Below are 25,779 nucleotides of genomic sequence, written 5' to 3'. Positions count from 1 at the left end.
TGCGCGTAGGCAATACCATAAACCGCCCGGAAAACGGTTATGGACGCAAAGTCGTGGGACAGATAAGAGTGGCCACCACCGATGTCAACGGCGCTCTTTTTCACGGGAATGCGCGGAATTCTGCCACATTTTCGCTGACTGAAAGTGCTTAACCTGTCCGCAATCTCCACCGGAGTTTCTTTCATGTCATTTTCGTACCGACGCGTTACGCTCGCCGGCCTTGGCCTTGCCGTGAGCCTTTCGGCTCTGGCGGTGGCGCCGCTGGCGGCCCAGGAGCAGGCGCCTGCCGCCCAGGCGACCGAGGCGGCCAAGCCGGTCGATCCCAAGGCCGTGGTGGCGACGGTCGACGGACAGCCGATCACCGAGGCCGATCTGGAGCTGGCGCAGAGCGAGTTGGCGCAGCAGTTCGCGCAGTTGCCCGAGGCGCAGCGCCGGGCCGCGGCCCTTTCCGCCGCCATCGAGGTCAAGGTCCTGTCCAACAAGGCGGTCGCCGAGGGTCTCGACAAGGACGAGGACTTCCAGCGCCGTGCCGCCTTCCTCCAGCAGCGCGCCCTTCATGGCGAGCTCGTCGAGAAGGAAGTCGTGGGCAAGATCACCGACGAGGAGATCCGCGCCCGTTACGACAAGGAAATCGCGGCCGCCCCGCCGGTCAACGAGGTCCATGCCCGTCACATCCTGGTGAAGACCAAGGAAGAGGCCGACAAGATCGTCAAGGAACTCGACGGCGGCGCCGACTTCGAGAAGCTGGCCAACGAGAACACCACCGATCCGAGCGGCAAGACCAGCGGCGGCGATCTCGGCTATTTCGGCCCCGGCCAGATGGTGCCGGAATTCGAGAAGGCGGCCTTCGCCCTCGACGTCGGCAGCTATGGCAAGGAGCCGGTGCAGACGCAGTTCGGCTGGCACGTCATCAAGGTCGAGGACAAGCGCGCCAAGCAGCCGCCGGCCTTCGACGCGGTCAAGGAGCAGGTCAAGCAGTTGCTGATCCGCGACAAGTACTTCGCCGTGGTCAAGGACGCTCGCGCCGCCGCCAAGGTCGAGATCCCGGATGCCGATCTGAAGAAGGCCGTGGAAAGCGCCGACGGCGAATAAGCCGCCTTTGCAGGCTGAATGAACGAAACAGAGGCCGGTCCCCGCGACCGGCCTTTTGCATTGGAGCCGCCTTGCCGGCCTTCAAACGCCTTGCGTGACGCCGCGCTATGGGGCAAATCCTCCCCCATTCGACCCTTCATCCAGCCGAGGCCACATGTCCGCCGCCGTTTCTCCTCTCGCTCCCAGGAAATACCCGAAAATGCCGGCCATCGAGGGCGTGCGCATGGCGACCGCCGAGGCCGGGATCAAGTACAAGGGACGCACCGACCTCCTGGCCATGGTCTTCGATCCGGGCACCGCGGTGGCGGGCGTGTTCACGCGCTCCAAATGCCCGTCGGCGCCGGTCGATTTCTGCCGTGAGAACCTTGCCGGCGGCAAGGCGCGGGTGCTCATCGTCAATTCCGGCAACGCCAATGCCTTCACCGGCAAGAAGGGCCGCGAGGCCACGTCGATGACCGGCAAGGCGGCGGCCAAGGCGGCCTCCTGCACGGAAGGCGAAGTGTTCCTGGCTTCCACCGGCGTCATCGGCGAGCCGCTCGACGCCGGCAGGTTCAGCCATCTGCTGGAGGGGCTGGTGCGGGATGCGCGTCCGGACCTGTGGAAGGAAGCGGCCAGCGCCATCATGACCACCGACACCTATCCCAAGGTGGCGACGGCGACGGTGAAGCTCGGCGAGGCGGACGTGACCATCAACGGCATCGCCAAGGGGGCGGGCATGATCGCCCCGGACATGGCCACCATGCTCTCCTTCGTCGCCACCGATGCGCCGATCGCCGCGCCGGTTCTGCAGGCGCTGCTGTCCGGCGGCACGGCCAAGACCTTCAATGCGGTGACGGTCGATTCCGACACCTCGACCAGCGACACGCTGCTGCTGTTCGCCACCGGCGCGGCGGCAAAGCGCGGCGCGCCCGCCATCGACGATGTGAAGGACCCGCGCCTGTCGTCCTTCAAGCGGGCGCTGGGCAAGATCCTGAAGTCGCTGGCCCTGCAGGTGGTGCGGGACGGAGAGGGCGCGCGCAAGCAGATCGAGATCACCGTCGAGGGCGCCAAATCGGCGCGCTCGGCCAAGCGCATCGCGCTGTCCATCGCCAATTCGCCGCTGGTCAAGACCGCCGTCGCCGGCGAGGACGCCAACTGGGGCCGCGTGGTCATGGCCGTCGGCAAGGCCGGCGAGCCGGCCGACCGCGACCGCCTGTCGATCTGGTTCGGCGACAACCGCCTCGCCCATGAGGGCGAGCGGGACCCATCCTACTCGGAGGAGGCGACCTCGGCCTACATGAAGCGCGACGAGATTGCCATCCGTGTCGATCTCGGCATCGGCCGGGGCAAGGCCACGGTATGGACCTGCGACCTGACCAAGGAATATGTTGCCATCAACGGGGATTACCGGAGCTGAGCGCCTTGATCCATCCGAGCGAGCGACTGGCCGCGGTGCGCCGCTACGAGGCGGCGGGGTTCCGCGCGTGGCCGGCCGCCGCCGTCCACTATGACGGCACCTGGGTGATCAGGCTCACCGCCGGCCATCCGGCCAAGCGGCTCAATTCCGTCAATCCGCTCGATCCCGGCGACGTCGCCAGCATCGCCGATCGCGTCGGGCGCGCTGCTCGCCGCTTCGAGGCCTATGGCCGGCCGCTGACCTTTCGCGTGTCGCCGCTGTCCGGCCCGGAGCTTTCGGCCCATTTCGACGCCGAGGGCTGGTCGCGCTTCGACGAATCGCTGGTCATGCGCCTGCCCTTGGCCGAGGCCCCCGTCGATCAGGCCCTCGACCAGATACCGCTCAAGGATATCGGCCGCTTCGTCTCCGCCGCGCTCAAGGTGCAGGGCGCCGACCTTTCGCTGCGGGCGGGGCTCTCCGAACTGATCGGGGCGATCCAGCCGGAAACCGGGCTGTTCGCCATGGAGCGCGGGGACGAGCCCCTCGCCACCATGATCTGCGTGCATGACAGCGATCTTGTCGGCCTGTTCGAGGTGGCGACGCATGTGGCCGAACGGCGGCAGGGCCATGGCCGCAAGCTGCTCCTGTCGGCCCTCAAATGGGCGCGGCTGCGCGGCGCGCGCGAGGCCTGGCTGCAGGTCGAGGCGGCCAACGAACCGGCGCTGGCGCTCTATGGCTCGCTCGGCTTCACCGAGGTCTACCGCTACCACTACCGCCGCCCTCCCGGAGCCTGAACGCGTGACCGACAAGCCGAGACGTCTTTTGCTGGTCAGCGCCTGCGCGCTCGTCGATGCCGACGGGCGGGTGCTGATCGCCCAGCGGCCGGAAGGCAAGCAGCTTGCCGGCATGTGGGAGTTTCCCGGCGGCAAGGTGGAGGCGGGCGAGACGCCGGAGGAATGCCTGGTGCGCGAACTGCGGGAGGAGCTCGGCATCGAGACGCAGATTCCCTGCCTTGCGCCGCTCACCTTCGCCAGCCACACCTATGAGGATTTCCACCTGCTGATGCCGCTCTATGTCTGCCGCCGCTTCACCGGCACGCCGCAGCCGCACGAGGCGCAGGCCCTGAAGTGGGTGCGGCCGCGCCAGATGCGCGACTATCCCATGCCGCCGGCCGATGCGCCGCTGATCCCCTTCCTCATCGACCTGCTGTAGCGGCGATGCCGCTTTCCCGCCGTCTTCGTTAACGCAAGATTAAGCATGTCCTGAAAAACTGGACATGGCTTCGGGCCTGCAAGGGCCTGGTCGGCCGGGGGCAATGTTCGGGGGAGGCCATTTTGAGTCTCGACAACGATTGGAAGCCGGCGCGCGCCCGGCGTGGCGGTCCTGCGACGCGGGCCGGGATGGGCATCTTGCGGATCACGCTGCTTTTCGGGTCCGCCATCGTGGCGCTCGCCCTGTTCGCCACCTCCTATCTCGCCGACCGCACGCCGGAGCAATGGTCGAGAACGGGGCAGGGCGGGCTCGACTTCATGTCCACCGGCTCGGTCTCGCGCGGCAGCACCTACACGCTGCGGCGCAGCGTGCTGCAAACCTCGCCCTCGGCGGTGTGCGTGCTGCGGGCGGACGGTTCGCAAAGCGGGGATTGCTGAGCGGTTAAGGCGGCTCCCCGGCGGCGGGATCGGGCCGCTTCACGAGCTGTTAAGCCTGTTGCGTTAACCTTCCTTAATGCTTGGCGGCTAAGCCTGTGCCAAAGAAGGGAATTGGCACATGGCGAGACTGATCGGGCAATTCCTTGGCAACAGGCAGGGTACGGCAGCGATCGAATACGGGCTCATCGCAACGCTGATCTCGATTGCCATCGTCGTGGCTGTCGGCGGTGCCGCCGATCAGGTGGTGGCCTTGTGGGATTCCAACAACAGCCACATCGCCGAAGCCTTCGAATGACAAGCGCCGGCACTTCCTGACCGGGCATCGGACCGGTCAGGAAACCGGCTTCCCCTTCAGGCTCCGCTCTATTTGCCCTCGGCGCACTGGATGATGGCGGCGCGCAGTTCCTCCAGCCCCGCCGCTTTTTCCGACGAGGTGGCGAGCACGGCCGGAAACGCCGCCGGGCGCTTGCGGATTTTCGCCAGCGTTTCCTCGATCAGGCGCGGCACGCCGGCGGCCTTGATCTTGTCGGTCTTGGTCAGCACGATCTGGTAGGACACGGCCGCCTTGTCGAGCAGCGACAGCACCTCCTCGTCATTGGCCTTGATGCCGTGGCGGGCGTCGATCAGCACATAGACGCGCTTCAGGGTCACGCGTCCCTTCAGATAGTCGAAGACAAGCTTCGTCCACTCATCGACCTGCTCCTTGGGTGCCTGCGCATAGCCGTAGCCCGGCATGTCGACCAGTGCCAGCGGCGGCAGGTCGTCGCCCTTGCCGGAAAAGCCGTCGGGCACGAAATAGTTCAGCTCCTGCGTGCGGCCGGGGGTGTTGGAGGTGCGGGCAAGGCCCTTCCTGCCGACCAGCGCGTTGATGAGCGACGACTTGCCGACATTGGAGCGGCCGGCGAAGGCGATCTCGGGCGGACCCTCCGGCGGCAGGAATTTCATGGCCGGCACGCCCCGGATGAACACCCAGGGGCGGGTGAACAGGGCGATGTCGAGGCCGGAAGGCACGGGTTTGGCGGCGCTGGTCTGGGCGCTTGTCTGGTCGGGGCCGGTCATGAGGTGCCTTTCGCGATAGCCGGGCAGGGAGCCGCTTATAGGCGGCGCGGACGGACGCGTCCAGAAAGGCATGAAGGCGGCCCATCTTAGCCGGCGGGTGAAATTTCGATGTTCCCACAAGATTTTGGGATGAAGTTGCATCAAATATTGCGTTGCAGCAATATGTTGTTAACTTGGCCGCCCGACATTGATGGTCCGGCATAGCCGTCCTCATAGGTCGTAGCCAGTAAGGACCCTTGATGTTCTACCAGCTCTACGAACTGAACCATGCTGCATTGCAGCCCGCCCGGGCCTTTGCGGACGCCATGCGGGCGCTCTACTCCAACCCCCTCAATCCGTTCTCCGGCACCATGTGGGGGCGGTCCGTCGCCGCGACGGCGGAGCTGTTCGAGCGCACCACCCGTCACTACGGTAAGCCGGAATTCGGCATCCACGAGACGAAGGTGGACTGGACGAGCGTCGATGTCACGGAGAAGGTCGTCTGGTCGCGGCCCTTCTGCGATCTGCTGCGCTTCGAGCGGGACCTGCCGGCCGGGCGCCGCCCTGATCCCAAGATCCTGATGGTCGCGCCGATGTCGGGGCACTATGCGACGCTGCTGCGCGGGACGGTGGAAACCATGCTGCCGCACGCGGATGTGTACATCACCGACTGGATCGATGCGCGCATGGTGCCGGCCGCCGACGGCAGCTTCGATCTCGACGACTACATCGACTATGTCATCGACATGCTGCATTTCCTCGGGCCGGACACGCATGTCATGGCCGTCTGCCAGCCTTCGGTGCCGGTTCTGGCCGCCGTGGCGGTGATGGAACAGCGCGGCGACCCGCTCGCGCCGGCCTCGATGACGCTGATGGGCGGGCCGATCGACACGCGCCGCAGCCCGACCGCCGTCAACGTGCTGGCGCAGGAGAAGGGGCTCGACTGGTTCCGCGAGAACGTCATCATGGATGTGCCGTGGCCGGCGCCCGGTGTCGGGCGCCAGGTTTATCCGGGTTTCCTGCAACTGTCGGGCTTCATGAGCATGAATCTCGACCGCCACATCATCGCCCACAAGGATTTCTTCATGCACCTCGTCAAGAACGACGGGGACAGCGCCGAGAAGCACCGCGATTTCTATGACGAATATCTGGCCGTGATGGACCTGACGGCCGAATTCTACCTGCAGACGGTCGACACCGTCTTCATCCGCCACGCATTGCCGAAAGGCGAGTTGATGCATCGCGGCGTGCGGGTCGATCCGGCTGCGATACGCAATGTCGCGCTGCTCACGATCGAGGGCGAGAACGACGACATTTCCGGCCTCGGCCAGACCCGGGCCGCGCACGATTTGTGCGTGAACCTGCCGGCCGCCAAGCAGGCGCACTACATGCAGCCGCGTGTCGGCCACTACGGCGTGTTCAACGGATCGCGCTTCCGGGCCGAAATCGCCCCGCGCATCCTCGATTTCATCGCCAGCAACCGCAAGGCCGACGCCGCTGCGAAGCCGCGCCTGGTGCGCTCCGACCGTTCCTGACCCGTCGTCCCGACTGTTGCACATTCGCCGCGGTCGGACGCCGTCGGTAACCATGATGTGACGCAGGCCATCTCCCGAATTGACACGAAGTGTAAATCGCCGTTAACGTTTCGTTAACAAACAGGGGCGAGCGGGGACGATGACTTCCTCACCGGCTAGGCTGCGCTTGCGCGCCATCATCACAGGCATGACTGCGCTGGCGGCGCTGACCGCTGGCGTGCCCGCAGCGCTTGCGGGGCCGATGGCCACGGGCGGGATCACCTCGCAGCCCATCGGCCACTATGAGTTCTGCAGGGCCAACCCCTCCGAATGCTCGGTTCGTCCCGTCGACAGGGGGCCGGTCAAGATGACGCCGGAACTGTGGCAGATGCTGGTGGAGGTTTCCGCCAAGGTCAACGCCGCCGTCAAGCCGATGAGCGACCTCGAGATCTACGGCAAGGACGAGGTCTGGACCTATCCCGACAAGGGCGTGGGCGACTGCGAGGATTATGTGCTGGAAAAGCGGCGCCAGCTTCAGGCGCGCGGCCTGCCGCTGTCCACGCTGTTGATCACCGTCGTGCGCAAACCCGACGGCGAGGGCCATGCGGTGCTGACGGTGCGCACCAGCAAGGGCGATTTCGTGCTCGATAATCTGCGCGATGACGTGCGCTCATGGAACCAGACCGGCTACCGCTTCCTCAAGCGGCAGGCCGCGGACCACACCGGGCGGTGGGTCTCGATCCGTGACGACCAGCAGGTTCTGGTCGGATCGGTCCGGTAGGCGTATCGGCCTTCACTTTTCGCTGCTCCGGAAGCTGCCAGTAGACACCGCTTATTGCTTGGTGGGGTTCTCCAGCGCCTTGGCGAGCGACATCTTGGCGCTGCCGGGCTTGAGCGGCTTCTGCTGGGAGGGGTCCGGTGCCCAGCCCGACAACCACACAATCGGGAAACTTGCCCGGATGCGCCCGTCCGGATCGGAAAAGCGCTCGGCATAGATTTCCGCCGCGCAGGCGAACAGGGCGCGCGTGCCCGGACGCCGCGAGCGGTCGACCAGCGCATTGGTCTCGCCCATGGCGCGCAAATCCGCCATCAGCGCGAACATGTGGTCGTAGCGCACGGTCATGGTCTCGATGTCGGCCACCGGCAGGGCAAAGCCCGCGCGCTGGAGCAGGGCGCCGGCGTCACGCACGTCGACGAAGGGGCTGACGCGCGGGCTGATGCCGCCGTAAAGCTCGGTTTCGGCGGCCAGCAGGCTTTCGCGCAGTTCGGCCAGCGTGCCGGCGCCGGCCATGGCGCCGAGGAACAGCCCGTCCGGTTTCAGCGCGCGCCTGACCTGCACCAGCATGCCGGGGATGTCGTTCATCGTCTGCAGGGACAGCAGCGACACGGCAAGGTCGAGGCTCTGCGGCTCGAACGGCACGGTCTCGAAGGGGGCAAGCAGGGCATCTGCGTCCCCGCCGAAGCCGGCATCGCACTCGACGCGCACGATCTGTTCGGTCTTGCCGGTGCCGGTCACGGCCTCCATTGCCGCCGGTGTCTGGCAAAACAGCACGGCGGCCTTGCCGAAGCGCCGGCCGACCGCCGAGAGGCGCTCGGCCAGATCGTCGGCCACGCGCCGCATCAGGAAGTCGTTGCCGGCCTGCGGGCGGGCGAGTGCCCTGCGCTTGTGCGCCAGCCACAGGGAGGTGTCGAAGAGGGTCTGCACCGCGTGTTCCGCTTCCGGCTTCTTCTGCCAAAGCGCGTCGCGATCATTCGGATTCGCTCCTTGCGCCTTAAGCTGTTGTTTTTACGTATGTCGTTCTCCCGAAACCGGTTCCCACTTTCGGGCGACATGCGCTAGGATAGGCTCTGGCCTTTCAGGTGGCCGATTGGAGGGGGGAGATCAAGGGGCTTGGCCGAACCATGCTCGAATGGCCGGCGCGGATGATGTTCCCCCCGGTCTGCGCCGGCTGTCGCCGCCAGGTCAGCCGGCCGGGCGTGCTGTGCGGTGCCTGCTGGCCGCGTCTCACCTTGCTGGAGCGGCCGTGGTGCCCGGTGATGGGCACGCCCTTCGCCCACGACATGGGCGATGGCTTCCTCTGTGCGGAGGCGATTGCCGATCCGCCGCCCTTCGAGCGGGCGCGCGCCGCCGTGCTCTATGACGGGGTGGCGTGCGACATGGTGCGCGGCCTGAAATACCACGACCGCACCGACCTTGCGCCGTGGATGGCCGAGTGGATGCTGCGCGCGGGCGGCGAACTGCTCGCCGAGGCCGACATGATCGTGCCCGTTCCGCTCCACTGGCGGCGCTTCTTCAGGCGCAAGTTCAACCAGTCCGCCGAACTGGCGCGCGCCGTGGCGCGGCTCTCTGGCGTGCGCTTCGAGCCGTCGGTGGTGCGGCGGGTGCGCCAGACGCGGCCGCAGGTCGGGCTGGAGCGCCGGGAGCGCGAGGACAATCTGCGCGGCGCGTTCCGGGTGGAGCCGGAGGGCGCCCTTGCCATCGCCGGGCGCAGGGTGGTGCTCGTCGACGACGTCTACACCACCGGCGCCACCGTGCGGGCGGTGACGCTGGCGCTGAAGAAGGGCGGGGCGCAGGCGGTGGACGTGCTGACCTTCGCACGCGTGCTGCCGGGCGGCGAGGGGGACTTCCGGCCCGTCGTGTCAGCGCTTATATAAGCCGCATAACGAGACAGGATTGTTGACCAATGGTCGATGTAACCATCTATACGCGGGCCATGTGCGGCTATTGCACGGCGGCCAAGCGCCTTCTGGAGCGCAAGGGCGTTGCCTATACCGAGCATGACGCCTCGTTCTCGCCGGAACTGCGCCAGGAGATGATCTCCCGCGCCAACGGCCGCACCACCTTCCCGCAGATCTTCATCGGCAAGACCCATGTCGGCGGCTGCGACGACCTGCATGCGTTGGAAGCCGAGGGCAGGCTTGATACACTGCTTGCCGAGGATCGGTCCCACAGGGCGCTTGAAAGGTGAGGTAGCTGGCGATGGCTGTGTTCAAGGCGGCGGTGGTGCAGATGCGTTCGGGCATGGACCCCGAGCGCAACGCGACGGATATGGAAGCGCTGGTGCGCGAGGCTGCCGGCCAGGGCGCCACCTATGTGCAGACCCCGGAGATGACCGGCGCCATGGTGCGCGAAAAGGAAGACCGCGCCCGGCTGTTCGTCGCGGAAGAGCGTGACGTCACCGTCGCGATCGCGCGGCGCCTGGCCAAGGAACTGGGCATATTCCTGCATATCGGCTCGACCGCGATCCGGCGTGACGACGGCAAGAGCGCCAATCGCGCGCTGCTGATTTCGCCGCGCGGCGAGACGATCGCCACCTATGACAAGATCCACATGTTCGATGTCGATCTCGACCATGGCGAGAGCTGGCGCGAATCCGCCGCCTATGAGCCCGGAACGCGGGCGGTGACGGCGGATGTCGACGGCGCGACCCTGGGGCTGGCCATCTGCTACGATTTGCGTTTCCCTCAGCTTTTCCGCACCGAGGCGCTGGCCGGGGCCGAGGTGCTGACCGTGCCTGCCGCCTTCACCCGCCAGACGGGCGAGGCGCACTGGCATGTGCTTCTGCGTGCCCGGGCCATCGAGAACGGCGCCTTCGTGATCGCGGCCGCCCAGGGCGGGCAGCATGAGGACGGACGCGAGACCTTCGGCCATTCGCTGATCGTCGATCCGTGGGGCCGCATCCTGGCCGAGGTCGATCACGACCGGCCGGGCGTGGCGGTTGCCGAGATCGATCCGGCGCAGTCCGCAGCGGCCCGCCGGAAAATCCCCAATCTCAAGAATGCGCGGGAGTTCACCCTTGCGGCCGTCGTCACCGGTGGCGGGCATCTGGAAAGGACGGGGTCTTGATCCGCTTTTCCCTCGTCTGCGAGCACGACCACGAATTCGAGGCCTGGTTCCGCAGCGGTGACGACTTCGACACCCAGAAGAAGCGCGGCTTCATCGACTGTCCGTCCTGCGGTTCGTCCAAGGTGGAAAAGGCACTGATGGCGCCGGCCGTCTCGACCTCCGCCAAGCAGGAGAAGATGGCGCTGGCCATGGGCGAGGCGCAGCGCCGGGCGCTCGAGGAGATGAAGGCACTGGCGGCGAAAGTGCGCGAGAACGCCGATTATGTCGGCGACAAATTCGCCGAGGAGGCCCGCAAGATCCATTTTGGCGAGGCCGACGCGCGCGGCATCTATGGCGAGGCGACGCTGGAGGAGGCCAGGGACCTGGCCGAGGACGGCGTCGAGTTCATGCCCATCCCGGTATTCCCGGACGACAGGAACTAAAGCTGTCGCGCGGGGAACCGGTTTCGGAATAACGACCTGCATAAGAACAACAGCTTAAGGCGCAAGGAGCGGATCTGAAGGATTTGGGGCTGGCCCAATCACCGCCGCCGTTGCTGACGCATTTGCAGGGTGTGGCGCGCGGGTTAGCTTCCTCTCCATGAAAGCGATCTGGGATTCGGCGTTCGGCCTGCTGGCGATCACCGGCGGCCTGCTCGGCCTCAGCCTGCCGCTGGGCAAGATTGCCGCGGGGGCCGGCGTGCCGGCCATCATCTGGGCCTTCGTCATTTCGCTGGGCGCAGGCGGCGTGCTGCTGCTTGCCCTGCTCCTGAAGCGCCGCACATTGGCGATGACGGCGCACCGCCTGCGCTATTTCACGATTGCGGCGGCCATCTCCTACGCGCTGCCCAATCTGCTGATCTTCTCTGCCGTTCCGCGTCTTGGCGCCGGCTATACCGGCATCATGTTCACGCTTTCGCCGGTCATCACGCTGGGCTTTTCCATCCTGCTGGGTGTGCGACGGCCCAATTTCCCGGGCATCGTCGGTATCGTCGTCGGCTTCGCCGGCGCCGCCATGGTGGCGCTGGCGCGTGGCGATGCCGCGCAACCGACCGATGCGGCGTGGGTGTTGATCGGCCTGCTCATTCCCGTGCTGCTCGCGGCCGGCAACATATACCGCACCATGGACTGGCCGCCGCACACGGGGCCGATAGAGCTTGCCGCGGGCAGCCATCTGGCCGCGGCGGCCATGCTTCTGGCGGGGATCGTGCTGCTGCCCGGCCTTGCCGCCTTCGCTCCGCTCGGCCAGGTGCCGGGCGTGACGCTGGCGCAGGCGGCATCCGCCGCCGCCATGTTCGCCTTCTATTTCCGGCTGCAGGCGGTGGGCGGGCCGGTCTATCTCAGCCAGATCGGCTATGTCGCCGCCGCGATCGGCCTGTTTGCCGGCACGCTGTTCCTCGGCGAGCACTATCGCTGGCAGACCTGGGCCGGCGCGCTGCTGATCGTCGCCGGGGTGGCCATCACCACCAAGGCGCAGGCCTCGGACGGATGAAGGCGTCCGAAGGCGTTCGGGGGAAGGCGGGCGTCAGTTCGCCTTCTGCTTTTCCGCCAGCACCATGTAGTTGACGTCCATGTCCGTGGAGCGCTGCCAGCGGTCGGCCAGCGGGTTATAGACCACGCCGGTGCGGTCGATGACCGACAGGCCGGCGCCGGCCAGCGCGCGCTCCAACTCGTCCGGCCGCACCAGCTTGCCGAATTGGTGGGTGCCGCGCGGCAGCCAGCGCAGCACATATTCGGCGCCGATGATGGCCAGCCCCAGCGCCTTCAGCGTGCGGTTGATGGTGGCGACGAACATGATGCCGCCGGGTTTGACCATCTCGCCGCATTTGCCGATGAACAGGTCGATGTCGGAAACGTGTTCCACGACCTCCATGTTGAGCACCACGTCGAATTTTTCGCCGGCATCGGCAAGGTCCTCGGCCGTGGTCGCCCGGTAGTCGATCTCGACGCCCGATTCGGCGGCATGTAGCCTGGCCACCTCGATGTTGGTGGCGGAGGCATCGGCGCCGACGACCTCGGCGCCCAGCCGTGCCATCGGCTCGCACAACAGGCCGCCGCCGCAGCCGATGTCGAGGATGCGCAACCCCTCGAAGGGCCGCGCCGCATGCGGGTCACGGCCGAAGCGCTGGGCAATCTGATCGCGAATGTAGGACAGGCGCACGGGATTGAATTTGTGCAGCGGACGGAACTTGCCGTTCGGGTTCCACCATTCGGCGGCAAGTGCCGAAAAACGTTCAACTTCTCCGGAATCGATGGTCGATCGTCGGGTGTCGGACATGTCCTTGTCTCCGTGAAGCTTTACGAAGTCGGGGTTGAGGGCGCGAAAGTCAAGGCGGCATTTGCAGCGAATCGCGGCAATCGCTTGCACGAAAAGCCTGTTTTGGCTAAGGAGACCCCGCATCGGCACAAGGGGGATCGCCCTCGTGCCAGACCGTCCATTTCGGGCCTTCGGCCCGGCATTCAAAGGCATTCCGCTCCCATGGCGCGTATCGTGATGAAATTCGGCGGGACTTCGGTCGCCGACATCGCCCGCATCCGCAATGTGGCGCGGCACGTCAAACGCGAGGTCGACAGCGGCCATGACGTGGCCGTGGTGGTTTCGGCCATGGCCGGCAAGACCAACGAACTGGTCGCCTGGACGCGCGAAGCCTCGCCCATGCACGACGCGCGCGAATACGACGCCGTCGTCGCTTCCGGCGAGCAGGTCACCGCCGGGCTCCTGGCCATCACCTTGCAGAACATGGGCGTCAACGCCCGCTCCTGGCTCGGCTGGCAGATCCTGATCCACACCGACAACGCCCATGGCGCCGCTCGCATCAAGGATATCGACGGCTCCTTCCTCATCAAGCGCTTCGGCGAGGGGCAGGTGGCGGTGATCGCCGGCTTCCAGGGCCTGGCGCCCGACAACCGCATCTCGACGCTGGGCCGTGGCGGTTCGGACACCAGCGCCGTGGCCATCGCGGCCGCCGTCAAGGCCGACCGCTGCGACATCTATACCGACGTGGACGGCGTCTACACGACCGACCCGCGCATCGAGCCCAAGGCACGCCGACTCGACCGCATCTCCTTCGAGGAAATGCTGGAAATGGCCTCGCTCGGCTCCAAGGTGCTTCAGGTGCGCTCGGTGGAGCTTGCCATGGTGCACAAGGTGCGCACCTTCGTGCGCTCGTCCTTCGTGGAGCCCGATGCTCCCGGCATGGACGATCTTCTCAATCCGCCTGGAACGCTTATTTGCGACGAGGATGAAATCGTGGAACAGCAGGTCGTCACCGGTATTGCCTACGCCAAGGACGAAGCGCAGATCTCGCTGCGCCGCGTCGCCGACCGTCCGGGCGTCGCCGCCGGCATTTTCGGGCCGCTGGCCGAGGCCGGCATCAATGTCGACATGATCGTCCAGAACATTTCGGAGGACGGCAAGTTCACCGACATGACCTTCACCGTGCCTTCGGGCGATGTCGGCAAGGCGCTGGCGGTGCTGGAAAAGGTGCGCGACACCATCGGCTTCGACGCCATCCAGCACGACGAGGGCATGGCCAAGGTGTCGGTGATCGGCATCGGCATGCGCAGCCATGCGGGCGTTGCCGCGACCGCTTTCGAGGCGCTGTCGCAGAAGGGCATCAACATCCGCGCCATCACCACTTCGGAGATCAAGATCTCGATCCTGATCGATGGACCCTACACGGAGCTTGCAGTGCGTACGCTCCATTCCGTATACGGTCTGGACAAGAGTTAAGGGCCGCGGGCCCGGCAGCGGGCCTTATCCGGCGCGCGGGACCGGGCAGCGCGGCCATTGGAGGAAGACGCCGCTATGCGTGAAACGGCGGTCGGCCCACGTGTTCTGTTGAAACGGCTGCGCGAGCTCATGCAGGAGCCGCTGGAGCCGCAGGATCGGCTCGACCGGATCGTGCGCGACATCGCCTCCAACATGGTGGCCGAAGTCTGCTCCCTCTACGTGCTGCGCGCCGATTCGGTGCTGGAGCTCTACGCCACCGAAGGTCTCAACCCGTCCGCCGTCCACCTGGTGCAACTGCGCCTCGGGCAGGGCCTGGTCGGCACCATCGCCGCCAGCGCGCGGCCGCTCAACCTGTCGAACGCGCAGGAGCATCCGGCCTTCGCCTACCTGCCGGAGACCGGCGAGGAGATCTACAGCTCCTTCCTCGGCGTGCCGCTGCTGCGGGCCGGGCGCACGCTCGGCGTCCTGGTCGTCCAGAACAAGACCATGCGCACCTATCGCGACGACGAGGTCGAGGCGCTGGAGACGACCGCGATGGTGATCGCGGAGATGATTGCCACCGGCGATCTCGCCCGCCTGTCGCGACCAGGCCTCGAACTCGACCTGAAACGCCCGGTTTCCTTCGGCGGCGTCTCCTTCAACGACGGCATCGGGCTTGGCCATGTCGTGCTGCATGAGCCGCGCGTCGTCGTCACCAACCTGTTCAACGAGGACAGCGAGGAGGAGGTGCGGCGGCTGGAAACGGCGCTCGGCTCGCTCAGGCTGTCCATCGACGACATGCTGGAGCGGCGCGACGTCGCCTTCGAGGGCGAGCATCGCGAAGTGCTGGAAGCCTACCGCATGTTCGCCAACGACCGCGGCTGGGTACGGCGCCTGGAAGAGGCGATCCGCAACGGCCTGACCGCCGAAGCGGCGGTCGAGAAGGTCCAGAGCGACATGCGCGCGCGCATGATCCACATGACCGATCCCTATCTGCGCGAGCGGATGAGCGATTTCGACGATCTCGCCAACCGGTTGCTGCGCCAGCTCATGGGGACGGGGCCGGAGGACATCGCCGCCGCCCTGCCCAAGGATGCGATCATCGTCGCCCGCTCGATGGGCGCGGCGGAACTGCTCGACTATCCGCGCGAGAAGCTGCGCGGGCTGGTGCTGGAGGACGGCGCGGCAACCAGCCATGTGGTGATCGTGGCGCGCGCCATGGGCATCCCCGTGGTCGGGCAGGTCAAGGGCGCCGTCTCCATGGCCGAGAACGGCGATGCCATCATCGCCGACGGCGAGGAGGGAGCGGTCCATCTGCGCCCGCAGGCGGACCTCGAAGCCGCCTATGCCGAGAAGGTGCGCTTCCGCGCCCGGCGGCAGGAGCTTTACCGCGAATTGCGCAACAAGCCTTCGATGTCGAAGGACGGCGTGCAGATCGACCTTTTGATGAATGCCGGGCTGATGGTCGACCTGCCGCAACTGGTCGAGTCGGGCGCGGCCGGCATCGGCCTGTTCCGCACCGAATTGCAGTTCATGGTCGCCTCGACCTTCCCGCGCGCCGAAGCGCAGGAGCAGCTCTATCGCGACGTGCTCGATGCGGCGCGGGGCAAGCCGGTCACCTTCCGCACCATCGATATCGGCGGCGACAAGGTGCTGCCCTATTTCAAGAACAACACGCAGGAAGAGAACCCGGCGCTCGGCTGGCGCGCGATCCGCCTGACGCTCGACCGGCCCGGCCTGCTGCGCACGCAGATCCGCGCCCTGCTCAAGGCCGCCGGCGGGCGCGAGCTGAAGCTGATGCTGCCGATGGTGACGGAGCTCGGCGAGATCGCGCAGGCGCGCGAGATCATCGACCGCGAGGTGCGGCATCTGTCGCGTTTCGCGCATCTCTTGCCCAACAGCCTGAAGCTTGGGGCCATGCTGGAAGTGCCGTCGCTGCTGTTCCAGCTCGACGAGCTGATGAAGGCAGTGGATTTCGTCTCCGTCGGCTCCAACGACCTGTTCCAGTTCGTGATGGCGGTGGACCGCGGCAACACGCGGATGGCGGACCGGTTCGATCCGCTTTCGGTACCGTTCCTTCGCGTGCTGAAGACCATCGCCGATGCCGGCAAGCGCAACCATACGCCGGTGACCTTGTGCGGGGAACTGGCCGGCAAGCCGATCTCGGCCATGGTGCTCATCGGGCTCGGCTTCCGCTCGATCTCCATGTCGCCGGCCTCGATCGGCCCGGTCAAGGCCATGCTGACGGAACTGCCGGTGGGCGAACTCGAGGCCTTCTTCGAGGACAATCTGTGGGCTCCGGCCAACGACATTCCGATGCGGGCGCTGTTGCAGGCCTTTGCCGACGATCGCTCGATTCCGCTTTAGAGCGAGATGACTTCTCCTTGAAAAGCCATCTCGCTCTAAACTTTTGTTTTTGAACCATGATCTTGTCCGAAAAGTCTGCAACTTTTCGGGATCATGCTCTAGGGCCCCGATACCAGCATGAGCATTCTACCCCGTGATCGGATGGATCAGGTCGTCAAGCGTTTCGAGATGCTCGAAGCGCAGATGGCGGCCGGGCCGGAACCCGAAGCCTATGTGAAGATGGCGTCGGAATACTCCGAACTGCAGGACCTCGCCGGAAAGGTGCGCGCCTTGCGCGGCGCCGAGCGGGAGCAGGCGGACCTTGCCGGCCTTTTGGCCGACAAGACGACCGATGCCGAGATGCGCGAGCTGGCCGAGGCGGAGCTGCCGGAACTGGAAGAGCGCATCGAGGGGCTGGAGCGTGACATCCAGATCCTGCTGCTGCCCAAGGATGCCGCCGACGAGAAGAACGCCATCCTCGAAATCCGCGCCGGCACCGGCGGCGACGAGGCGGCGCTGTTCGCGGGCGATCTGTTTCGCATGTACGAGCGCTATGCATCCGCGCACGGGTGGCGCTTCGAGATCATTTCGGCGAGCGAGGGTGATGCCGGCGGCTACAAGGAAATCATCGCCAGCGTTTCCGGCAAGGGCGTGTTCGCGCATCTGAAGTTCGAGTCGGGCGTGCATCGCGTCCAACGCGTGCCCGAGACCGAGGCGCAGGGACGCATCCACACCTCCGCCGCCACCGTGGCCGTGCTTCCCGAGGCGGAGGAGGTCGATATCGACATCCGCCCCGAGGACATCCGTATCGACACCATGCGCGCGTCGGGCGCCGGCGGCCAGCATGTCAACACCACCGATTCGGCCGTGCGCATCACCCATCTGCCGACCGGCATCATGGTGGTGTCGGCGGAGAAGTCGCAGCACCAGAACAGGGCGCGGGCCATGCAGATCCTGCGCGCGCGCCTGTTCGACATGGAGCGCAGCCGGGCCGACGAGGAACGCTCCGAATCGCGCAAGTCGCAGGTCGGCTCCGGCGACCGTTCCGAGCGCATCCGCACCTACAATTTCCCGCAGGGGCGGGTGACCGACCACCGCATCAACCTCACCCTCTACAAGCTCGACCGGGTGATGATGGGCGAAATGGACGAGATCATCGATGCGCTGATCGCCGACCATCAGTCGAAGCTGCTGGCCGACATGACGGAAGGCTGAGATCCGGAACGGACATGGTGCATCCTTGACCCTGGCGGAACTTCTCGGCGCTGCGCGGCGCAAGCTTGCCGAATCAGGCGTCGAGGACGCCGCCCTCGATGCCAGGCTGCTGGTCGAGCACTTCACCGGCACCAGCCGCAGCGATGCCATCGCGCGGCCGGATAGGACGATCGATCCGCGGACGGTCGCGGAGGTGGAGGCCGCGCTGGCGCGCAGGTGCCGGGGCGAGCCCGTCCACCGCATCCTCGGCTTTCGCGAGTTCTATGGCCTGCGCCTGTCGCTGTCGGTCGAGACGCTGGAGCCGCGTCCCGACACCGAGGTGCTGGTGGATGCGGTGCTGCCTTTCATGCGCGATGTCGCATCGCGGGAAGGCGAATGCCGGGTGCTGGACCTTGGCACCGGCACCGGGGCCATCGCGCTTGCCCTGTTGGCCAATGTGCCCGGGGCGGTGGCGACGGGCGTCGACATATCCGACGACGCGCTGGCGACCGCCGCCCGCAACGCCGTCGATCTCGGCCTCGCCGATCGGTTCCGGCCAAAAAAATCCGACTGGTTCGCGGAAATTTCGGGTCGCTACCATGTAATCGCCTCAAACCCTCCCTATATCGGGTCCAACGAGATCGCGGCCTTGCAGAAAGAGGTACGGCTGTTCGATCCCCTCCGGGCCCTCGATGGCGGAGATGACGGGCTGGAGCCTTATCGGATCATCGCGGCGGGCGCCGCCTCGCACCTGGAACAGGGCGGGCGGGTCGCCGTTGAGATCGGCAGCACGCAGCGGCTGGAGGTCGGGTCCATCTTCGCGGATGCGGGTTTCCGCCTCGTGCGGGCGCTCAGCGATCTGGCCGGAAACGACAGGGTTCTTGTGTTCGCAACTGCGTGAAGAGCTTGACCCCGCGACGAAATAACGCTTGGCAAGGTCTGCAAATATAGATAGGGTCACCTCAACCGGATGAGTTGAAGCGGGCAGATCTTCCAGAGATTCGGTTCCCTTGGACATAGCTGCCTTTCGCGCAAATGGCGCTGAATGCTTCGCGGGGAATCGTCCGGCAAGTGTTATGTGACCGGGATAAGGTGGCACGTGGCGCCAACGCAATCGATGCGGGCGAACACCGGCGGGATGGCAGATCGGCAGGTCCTGTGAACACTGCCGCCGCGATAGGTTTTTCTTGATTTCCAACTGAAGAGACTCGGATGAGGCCACAACAGCAGAACAGGCGTATGCGCGGTCGCAACAATGGCGGCAACAACAATAACAACCGCAAGGGACCGAACCCGCTCAGCCGCAACTACGAGAGCAACGGACCGGACGTCAAGATTCGCGGCTCCGCCCAGCAGATCGCCGAGAAATATGCCGCGCTTGCCCGCGATGCCATGAGCTCCGGCGACCGCGTGATGGCCGAGAACTATCTCCAGCATGCCGAGCACTACAATCGCATCATTGCCGCCGCCCAGGCGCAGATGCCGATCCAGAACGTGCAGCCGGCGCGTGACGACTTCGATGACGACATCGACGAGGAGCGCGACGAGGCTGAAGCGGCGGCCAACGGCAACGAGGCGCATGCCGTCGCGGCCGGCAACGGGTCCGGTCCGCAGCCGGTGATCGAAGGCGTTCCGGCCGAGGTGGCGCTGAACACCGAAACCGCGAGCGAGAATCGCGGCAATCGCGACGGAGGCAGGGGCCGGGACCGCATGAACAACGGCCCGCGTGGTGAACGCGGCGAGCGTCGCCCGCGCGAAACCCGCCAGAAGGATCGGGAAGAGGCCGGGGAAGCCATGCCCGCCGAGGCGGCAGACGCCGCGCCGGCAGAAGAGGCACCCGCCCAGCCGGCCGAGATGAACCCGGCCGCCCTTGCCGCTGCGGCGGAAGGGAAGGAAGCCGAGGCCGAAGCGCCGCGCAAGCCGCGCCGCCCGCGCAAGCCGCGTGTCGCCAAGGACGCCGGTGAAGCCGGCTCCGCCGAGGAGCCGGTGGCTGCGGCGTCGGAAGGCTGACCGGGGCATTTCCCAGAAAACCAATGTGGACGGCGCGGAGCGACCCCCGCCGTTTTCGTTTGGGCCGGACCGGCGAAACAGGCCCGCATTGCGCTGTCCTGCTGCCGGCGCCGGGGTACTCCTTTCGGGCAAGCGGACTTGAGTGCGGCGAAAAGGCCGATAAAATTCCTTTTGCTGCTGTTGTCGGCTCCTTGAGAGGGGCTGTTGCGTGCCCCATATCTGTGAGGAATTGAACCTGGCTCGATCGGGTGGGTTCGTCACCGCAATCTGATCCGGTGCCGCGAAGCGGGCCGGTGACGGAAGGAGACAGATATGAATCTTGAGAAATATTCCGAGCGCGTGCGCGGCTTCATCCAGTCCGCGCAGCAATATGCGCTCAACCGCAATAACCAGCAGTTCACGCCGGAACACGTCCTGAAAGCGCTGATCGACGACGACGAAGGCTTCGCCGCCTCGCTGATCGAACGCGCCGGTGGCCGCCCGCGCGATGTCGAACTCGGCGTCGATGCCGCGCTGGAAGCGCTGCCGCGCGTCGAAGGGGGCAACGACCAGCTCTATCTGGCGCAGCCGCTGGCCAAGGTCTTTTCCACGGCCGAGGAACTGGCGAAGAAGGCCGGCGACAGCTTCGTCACCGTCGAGCGCCTGTTGCAGGCGCTGGTGATGGAGAAGTCGGCCAAGACCTCCGACATCCTCAGCAAGGCGGGCGTCACCCCGCAGGCGCTCAACCAGGTCATCAACGACATTCGCAAGGGCCGCACCGCCGATTCGGCGTCCGCGGAACAGGGCTATGACGCGCTTAAGAAATATGCGCGCGACCTGACCGCCGACGCGCGCGCCGGCAAGCTCGACCCGGTCATCGGCCGGGACGACGAGATTCGCCGCACCATCCAGGTGCTGTCGCGGCGCACCAAGAACAACCCGGTGCTGATCGGTGAGCCGGGCGTCGGCAAGACGGCCATCGCCGAAGGGCTGGCGCTGCGGATCGTCAATGGCGACGTGCCCGAATCGCTGAAGGACAAGCAGTTGATGGCGCTCGACATGGGCGCGCTGATCGCCGGCGCGAAATATCGCGGCGAGTTCGAGGAGCGGCTGAAGGCGGTGCTCAACGAGGTCACCGCCGCTGCCGGCGGCATCATCCTGTTCATCGACGAGATGCACACGCTGGTCGGGGCCGGCAAGGCCGAGGGCGCCATGGACGCCTCCAATCTGCTCAAGCCGGCGCTGGCGCGCGGCGAACTGCACTGCGTCGGCGCGACCACGCTCGATGAATACCGCAAATATATCGAGAAGGACGCCGCGCTGGCCCGTCGTTTCCAGCCGGTGTTCGTGGACGAGCCGACGGTGGAGGACACGATCTCGATCCTGCGCGGCCTGAAGGAGAAGTACGAGCAGCACCACAAGGTGCGCATCTCCGACTCGGCGCTGGTTTCGGCCGCGACGCTGTCCAACCGCTACATCTCCGACCGCTTCCTGCCCGACAAGGCCATCGACCTTGTCGACGAGGCGGCGTCGCGGCTGCGCATGCAGGTCGATTCCAAGCCCGAGGCGCTGGACGAGATCGATCGCCGCATCATGCAGCTCAAGATCGAGCGGGAGGCGCTGAAAGTCGAGAAGGACGAGGCGTCGAAGGACCGGCTGGCCAAGCTGGAGAAGGAACTCACCGACCTCGAGGAGGAATCGTCCGGGCTGACCGCCAAGTGGCAGTCGGAGAAGCAGAAGCTCGGCCTCGCCGCCGACCTGAAGAAGGAACTGGACGAGGCCCGCAACGAACTGGCCATTGCCCAGCGCAAGGGTGAGTTCCAGCGTGCCGGCGAACTTGCCTACGGCAAGATCCCCGAGCTGGAGAAGAAGCTTACGGAAGCCGAGGCCCATGACGGCAATGGCGGCGGCATGGTCGAGGAAGTGGTCACGCCCGACCACGTCGCCCATATCGTGTCTCGCTGGACGGGCATTCCGGTCGACAAGATGCTGGAAGGCGAGCGCGAGAAGCTGCTGCGCATGGAAGACGAACTGGCCAGGCGCGTCGTCGGCCAGGGCGAGGCGGTGCAGGCCGTTTCGAAGGCGGTGCGCCGTGCGCGCGCCGGCTTGCAGGACCCGAACCGGCCGATCGGCTCGTTCATGTTCCTCGGCCCCACGGGCGTCGGCAAGACCGAGCTGACCAAGGCGCTGGCGAGCTTCCTGTTCGACGACGAGAACGCCATGGTGCGCATCGACATGTCGGAGTTCATGGAGAAGCACTCCGTGGCCCGGCTGATCGGCGCGCCTCCCGGCTATGTCGGCTATGAGGAAGGCGGGGCGCTGACCGAAGCGGTCCGGCGCCGGCCCTATCAGGTCGTGCTGTTCGACGAGATCGAGAAGGCGCATCCGGACGTGTTCAACGTGCTCTTGCAGGTTCTGGACGACGGCCGCCTGACCGACGGGCAGGGCCGCACGGTGGACTTCCGCAACACGCTGATCGTCATGACCTCGAACCTCGGCTCGGAATATCTGGTCAACCTGACGGAAGACCAGGATGTCGACCTGGTGCGCGAGGAGGTGATGAACGTCGTGCGCGGGCACTTCCGGCCGGAATTCCTCAACCGCGTCGACGAGATCATCCTGTTCCACCGCCTGCGCAGGCAGGATATGGGCCGGATCGTCGAGATCCAGCTCAAGCGGCTGGAGAACCTGCTTGTCGACCGCAAGATCCATCTGGACCTCGATGCCGATGCGATCGAGTGGCTGGCCCAGAAGGGCTACGACCCCGCCTATGGCGCGCGGCCGCTCAAGCGCGTCATGCAGAAGGAGTTGCAGGACCCGCTGGCCGAGAAGATCCTCGGCGGCGAAATCCTCGACGGTTCCACCGTCAAGGTGACCGCGGGCTCCGACCGGCTGAACTTCCGCAGCAAGCCCGGCACGGGCGCGGAAGCCGTCAAGGCGGCGTAGCCCGGCGCAAACAAAACCGATAAAGATGATGGCCGCAGCGATGCGGCCATCTTCATGCCCGGTTCATCTTCGAAATCTATCGTGATTGGCTGTTTCGCGGGCAATGTGGTCCGCAAACATTGATTCGCCCCGGAGCGGGCGGCTGGAAAGCATGGAGAGCTTTGCCTGCATGTCGCACATTTTCCTGTCCGTTTCGGCACTCGCCGCCGTGCTGTTTTCCGCCGATGCCATGGCATCGCGCGGAGGCAGCCTTGCCGAATCAGGCGCCAGGCCCCCCGTGCAGGCCGAATCGGCACAGCCCGCCCCGGTGCAACTCGCCCAGATGGGCGATTTCGAAGTCTATTTCGACGGCAACGGCAACCGGGTGATCGTGGACAGCTTCACCGGCGAGGTGGTGGCGATCGAGCCGCCGGACATGCGCAGCGATCGTCGCGCATTGCGGCGCCAGCAGGCAAGGCGGGCGGAGCGCCAGGAGCGCTATTATCTCGACGATCCCGATGACATGGAGCGCTTCCTGCAAAGGCAGCGGGAGGAAGAGGCACGGGTCTACGATCCCTATTCGGGCGGCCTTTACGAGGAGTTTCCCGAAGCACCACGCGATATCTATCGCGATCCTCCCCGGGAGCCGCCGCCAACCGCGAATCCGTCGCAGATCGAACGCCGCAAGCTCGAGGAGGCGTCCCTGGAGCCGGCGAACCGCGCGCCCGAATCGGCTTCCAACCCGGTGACGCCGGGCACGCGGGTCGATTCGTCCCTGTCGCTGGGCGCGCGCGAGGACATCGCCGCCCTTCAGGTGCTGCTCGACCGCGCCGGCGCGTCGCCGGGCGTCATCGACGGGCGGTTTGGCTCGAACGTGGAAAAGGCGCTGGCCGCCTATCGCGAGCTCACCGGCCAGACGCTGCGCTCCACCGACGCCATTGCCATCACCCAGGCGCTGGCCGAAACCGGCGGCGACGCATTTTCGCACTATGAGATCACGAACCAGGACGTCGCCGGCCCCTACATCGCTTCGGTGCCGGAGGACTACAGCCACAAGGCGCAGCTCGACCACATGTCGTTCACCTCGGTCACCGAGGCGCTGGCCGAGCGCTTCCACATGGACGAGGCCTATCTCAAGGCGCTGAACCCGGAGGCCAATTTCAACCGGCCCGGCACCATCATCAAGGTTGCCAATTTCGGCCGGCTGGTGTCGACGCCGGTGGCGCGAATCACCGCCGACAAGGCACGGAAGCAGGTGCGCGCTTATGACGAGAGCGGCAAGCTGGTCGCGGTCTATCCCGCCACCATCGGCTCGGCCGCGACGCCTTCGCCCTCGGGCGTGCATGCGGTGACGCGGATCGCGATCAACCCGAATTACACCTACAACCCCAAGATCAACTTCAAGCAGGGTGAAAACGATAAGGTGCTGACGATCCCGCCCGGGCCCAACGGGCCGGTCGGCTCGATCTGGATCGCCCTCGACAAGCCGACCTACGGCATTCACGGCACGCCGGAACCGTCGAAGATCGGCAAGACGGAAAGCCATGGCTGCGTCCGCCTGACCAACTGGGATGCGGCCGAGCTTGCCAAGCTGGTGAAACCGGGTGTGACGGTGGAGTTTCTGGATTAGGGCAGTAAGGCAGTAAGGCAGTAAGGGAACAGGTGGCTCGCTGCTATCCTGCCCTAGCCCCCTTCTCCGACCTTCGCGCTTGCGACCTTGAGCGTGTTGCGGTCCTGCTGCTTCAGCAATTCGTCGATGCGCGTGCGCTCGCGCTTGAAAGCGGTCAGTTCGTCGCCCTTCAGCACCTTGCCCACCGGCAGGCGCACCCGCATCGGATCGACCTTGGTGCCGTTGACGATCAGCTCGTAGTGGAGATGGGGGCCGGTCGACAGGCCGGTCGAGCCGACATAGCCGATAATCTGCCCCTGCCGCACCCGCACGCCCGGGGCGATGTTCTTGGCGAACGCGCTTTGGTGGTTGTAGGAGCTGACATAGCCGTTGGCATGGCGAATCATGATCTGCCGGCCATAGCCGCCGGCCCAACCTGCCTTCTCGACCACGCCATTGCCCGTGGCGATGATGGGCGTGCCGCGTGGGGCGGCCCAGTCGACGCCGGTGTGGACGCGGGTGTAGCCGAGGATGGGGTGCTTGCGGCCGCCGAAGCCGGACCGGAACTTGCCGGTGGGAACCGCCTTGCGCAGCAGGAACTGTTGGGCGCTGCTGCCGTTCTCGTCGAAATAGTCGAACGAGCCATCTTCCGTTTGAAAGCGGTAGAAGTTGCGGGTCTGGCCGCCGATGCTGGCCGAAACATAGAGAAGCTCGGAGTTTTCCGAGGCCTCGTCGTCGCTGTCGGGTTGCGAGAACAGCACCTCCAGCCGGTCGGTCGGGCTGGTGCGCGACTGGAAGTCGACATTCGAGGCGAGCAGCTTGACCAGGCGCTGCGTCATTTCCTTCGACATGCCATAGGAATAGGCGGCGCGGTAGATGCCGTCATAGATGGTGGGCAGGTTGCCGCGCGTCTGCACCGGCGGCGAATCGTCGAAAGCGGTGAGCAGTTCGGGATTCGGCTCCGGTTCCTGCGCCGGCACATACTGGCCGTCATCGCTGCGGGCGATGGTCACGATGTGCCTTGTCTTGTCGTAGACGCCGGTGCGCACCACGGTCGGCACTTCGTCCCGAATCTCGATGCCGACGCGCAGCACGGTTCCGGCCTTCAGGGCAGGGGCGTTGAGCAATTTGGCGATCGCGCCCGCCATGCCCTTGGCATCGTCGCCGTCATAGCCCGAATCGGCCAGCGCCTCGGCGATCCGGCGATCCTCGCGGAAGGGGATGATCTCCTCGGCGAAGACCGGCGCCCGGAGTTCCGCCTCGGTGTCGGGGCGCGGCGCGACCGACACGTTTTCCGATACGATGCGCACGCCATAGGAGCCGGCAAGGCTCTGGGTAAGCTGGTCGCCGAAGCGTTGCGGGTCGACATAATGCAGGGAGGCGACCTGGATGGCGCCCTCGGACAGGTCGGCGGCGGCCTCGCGCACCACCTTTTCGACCTCGTCGGCGGAAAGTCCGCTCTTCTCGTCGAAGGCGGCGGTGGCGATCGGGAAATCGACGGTCTTGAGGCT

24 protein-coding genes (1 of these 24 only partly in view) are annotated in these 25,779 nt (G+C 66.0%); 20 read left to right on the top strand and 4 right to left on the bottom strand.

Annotated features, from left to right (window positions below; genetic code table 11):
* Positions 1-183: 183 nt before the first annotated feature.
* The 6 genes from ACVCNR_RS06540 (at position 184) to ACVCNR_RS06515 (ending at position 4,411) form a co-directional block, all read left to right on the top strand.
* Entirely contained in the window at positions 184-1,092 is a 909-nt protein-coding gene (locus ACVCNR_RS06540; RefSeq protein ID WP_354197653.1) for a peptidylprolyl isomerase, read from the top strand.
* Between the two features lie 154 nt (positions 1,093-1,246).
* Positions 1,247-2,488, top strand: coding sequence for a bifunctional glutamate N-acetyltransferase/amino-acid acetyltransferase ArgJ (gene argJ, locus ACVCNR_RS06535; protein ID WP_447074170.1), 1,242 nt, complete (start codon positions 1,247-1,249; stop codon positions 2,486-2,488).
* A gap of 5 nt (positions 2,489-2,493) precedes the next feature.
* Positions 2,494-3,261, top strand: coding sequence for a GNAT family N-acetyltransferase (locus tag ACVCNR_RS06530; RefSeq protein ID WP_447074169.1), 768 nt, complete (start codon positions 2,494-2,496; stop codon positions 3,259-3,261).
* 4 nt (positions 3,262-3,265) lie between these two features.
* On the top strand, positions 3,266-3,679 hold the full coding sequence (gene mutT, locus ACVCNR_RS06525) for an 8-oxo-dGTP diphosphatase MutT (protein ID WP_447074168.1): 414 nt from the start codon (positions 3,266-3,268) through the stop codon (positions 3,677-3,679).
* A 122-nt stretch (positions 3,680-3,801) separates the two neighbouring features.
* Positions 3,802-4,116, top strand: a complete 315-nt coding sequence (locus tag ACVCNR_RS06520) for a hypothetical protein (protein WP_354197644.1) — start codon at positions 3,802-3,804, stop codon at positions 4,114-4,116.
* 118 nt (positions 4,117-4,234) lie between these two features.
* A complete protein-coding gene (locus tag ACVCNR_RS06515; protein ID WP_354197642.1) occupies positions 4,235-4,411 on the top strand; it encodes a Flp family type IVb pilin in 177 nt (58 codons plus the stop codon).
* Positions 4,412-4,479: 68 nt separating this feature from the next.
* On the opposite strand, the gene yihA is transcribed toward ACVCNR_RS06515, so the two are convergent.
* A complete protein-coding gene (gene yihA, locus ACVCNR_RS06510) occupies positions 4,480-5,175 on the bottom strand; it encodes a ribosome biogenesis GTP-binding protein YihA/YsxC (RefSeq protein WP_447074167.1) in 696 nt (231 codons plus the stop codon).
* 239 nt (positions 5,176-5,414) lie between these two features.
* On the opposite strand from yihA, the gene ACVCNR_RS06505 reads away from it, so the two are divergent.
* Positions 5,415-6,689: a polyhydroxyalkanoate depolymerase gene (locus ACVCNR_RS06505; RefSeq protein ID WP_354197638.1), complete on the top strand. Its 1,275-nt coding sequence runs from the start codon at positions 5,415-5,417 to the stop codon at positions 6,687-6,689.
* Positions 6,690-6,828: 139 nt separating this feature from the next.
* Positions 6,829-7,449 (top strand): transglutaminase-like cysteine peptidase, encoded by a 621-nt coding sequence (locus ACVCNR_RS06500; protein WP_435521594.1) that lies wholly within the window; start codon positions 6,829-6,831, stop codon positions 7,447-7,449.
* Between the two features lie 51 nt (positions 7,450-7,500).
* On the opposite strand, the gene ACVCNR_RS06495 is transcribed toward ACVCNR_RS06500, so the two are convergent.
* Positions 7,501-8,373 (bottom strand): methyltransferase domain-containing protein, encoded by an 873-nt coding sequence (locus tag ACVCNR_RS06495; protein ID WP_447074166.1) that lies wholly within the window; start codon positions 8,371-8,373, stop codon positions 7,501-7,503.
* Between the two features lie 197 nt (positions 8,374-8,570).
* Here ACVCNR_RS06495 and ACVCNR_RS06490 point away from each other — a divergent pair, with 197 nt between their 5' ends.
* The 5 genes from ACVCNR_RS06490 to ACVCNR_RS06470 all read left to right on the top strand — a co-directional run bounded on the left by ACVCNR_RS06490 (position 8,571) and on the right by ACVCNR_RS06470 (position 11,985).
* Positions 8,571-9,323, top strand: coding sequence for a ComF family protein (locus ACVCNR_RS06490; RefSeq protein ID WP_447074165.1), 753 nt, complete (start codon positions 8,571-8,573; stop codon positions 9,321-9,323).
* Between the two features lie 29 nt (positions 9,324-9,352).
* A complete protein-coding gene (gene grxC / locus ACVCNR_RS06485) occupies positions 9,353-9,637 on the top strand; it encodes a glutaredoxin 3 (protein ID WP_354197632.1) in 285 nt (94 codons plus the stop codon).
* Positions 9,638-9,648: 11 nt separating this feature from the next.
* Positions 9,649-10,515: a carbon-nitrogen hydrolase family protein gene (locus ACVCNR_RS06480; protein WP_447074164.1), complete on the top strand. Its 867-nt coding sequence runs from the start codon at positions 9,649-9,651 to the stop codon at positions 10,513-10,515.
* Positions 10,512-10,937, top strand: a complete 426-nt coding sequence (locus ACVCNR_RS06475; RefSeq protein WP_447074163.1) for a DUF1178 family protein — start codon at positions 10,512-10,514, stop codon at positions 10,935-10,937. Before ACVCNR_RS06480 ends, ACVCNR_RS06475 begins: the two co-directional genes overlap by 4 nt.
* A 157-nt stretch (positions 10,938-11,094) precedes the next feature.
* Entirely contained in the window at positions 11,095-11,985 is an 891-nt protein-coding gene (locus tag ACVCNR_RS06470; RefSeq protein ID WP_354197626.1) for a DMT family transporter, read from the top strand.
* 33 nt (positions 11,986-12,018) lie between these two features.
* Here the strand turns inward: ACVCNR_RS06470 and ubiG are convergent, their stop codons facing one another.
* Positions 12,019-12,771 (bottom strand): bifunctional 2-polyprenyl-6-hydroxyphenol methylase/3-demethylubiquinol 3-O-methyltransferase UbiG, encoded by a 753-nt coding sequence (gene ubiG / locus ACVCNR_RS06465; RefSeq protein WP_447074162.1) that lies wholly within the window; start codon positions 12,769-12,771, stop codon positions 12,019-12,021.
* A 201-nt stretch (positions 12,772-12,972) separates the two neighbouring features.
* Here ubiG and ACVCNR_RS06460 point away from each other — a divergent pair, with 201 nt between their 5' ends.
* The 7 genes from ACVCNR_RS06460 to ACVCNR_RS06430 all read left to right on the top strand — a co-directional run bounded on the left by ACVCNR_RS06460 (position 12,973) and on the right by ACVCNR_RS06430 (position 24,289).
* Positions 12,973-14,226, top strand: coding sequence for an aspartate kinase (locus ACVCNR_RS06460; protein ID WP_447074161.1), 1,254 nt, complete (start codon positions 12,973-12,975; stop codon positions 14,224-14,226).
* A 75-nt stretch (positions 14,227-14,301) separates the two neighbouring features.
* Entirely contained in the window at positions 14,302-16,572 is a 2,271-nt protein-coding gene (gene ptsP / locus ACVCNR_RS06455; RefSeq protein ID WP_354197620.1) for a phosphoenolpyruvate--protein phosphotransferase, read from the top strand.
* 117 nt (positions 16,573-16,689) lie between these two features.
* Positions 16,690-17,766: a peptide chain release factor 1 gene (gene prfA, locus ACVCNR_RS06450; RefSeq protein WP_354197618.1), complete on the top strand. Its 1,077-nt coding sequence runs from the start codon at positions 16,690-16,692 to the stop codon at positions 17,764-17,766.
* A 25-nt stretch (positions 17,767-17,791) separates the two neighbouring features.
* Positions 17,792-18,646: a peptide chain release factor N(5)-glutamine methyltransferase gene (gene prmC / locus ACVCNR_RS06445; RefSeq protein ID WP_447074160.1), complete on the top strand. Its 855-nt coding sequence runs from the start codon at positions 17,792-17,794 to the stop codon at positions 18,644-18,646.
* A 311-nt stretch (positions 18,647-18,957) separates the two neighbouring features.
* A complete protein-coding gene (locus ACVCNR_RS06440; RefSeq protein WP_447074159.1) occupies positions 18,958-19,755 on the top strand; it encodes a DUF4167 domain-containing protein in 798 nt (265 codons plus the stop codon).
* A 312-nt stretch (positions 19,756-20,067) separates the two neighbouring features.
* Positions 20,068-22,680 carry an ATP-dependent chaperone ClpB gene (clpB, locus tag ACVCNR_RS06435; RefSeq protein ID WP_447074158.1) on the top strand — a complete coding sequence of 871 codons (2,613 nt, stop codon included), beginning with the start codon at positions 20,068-20,070 and terminating at the stop codon, positions 22,678-22,680.
* A 169-nt stretch (positions 22,681-22,849) separates the two neighbouring features.
* The gene (locus ACVCNR_RS06430; RefSeq protein WP_354197610.1) at positions 22,850-24,289 is read left to right on the top strand and encodes a L,D-transpeptidase family protein; all 1,440 of its coding nucleotides are present in this window, start codon (positions 22,850-22,852) and stop codon (positions 24,287-24,289) included.
* Positions 24,290-24,342: 53 nt separating this feature from the next.
* Here ACVCNR_RS06430 and ACVCNR_RS06425 read toward each other — a convergent pair whose 3' ends face one another.
* Positions 24,343-25,779, bottom strand: partial view of a M23 family metallopeptidase gene (locus ACVCNR_RS06425; RefSeq protein ID WP_447074157.1) — the 3' portion only. Its footprint extends 534 nt past the window's final position; 1,437 of the gene's 1,971 nt are visible here — the last part of the coding sequence; its start codon lies beyond the right edge, outside the window — the gene reads right to left on this strand; the stop codon is at positions 24,343-24,345.

It is taken from the genome of Aquamicrobium terrae (assembly GCF_052978165.1).
The sequence above is the reverse complement of the archived record's forward strand: the minus strand, read 5'-3'. Positions and strand labels throughout refer to the sequence as shown.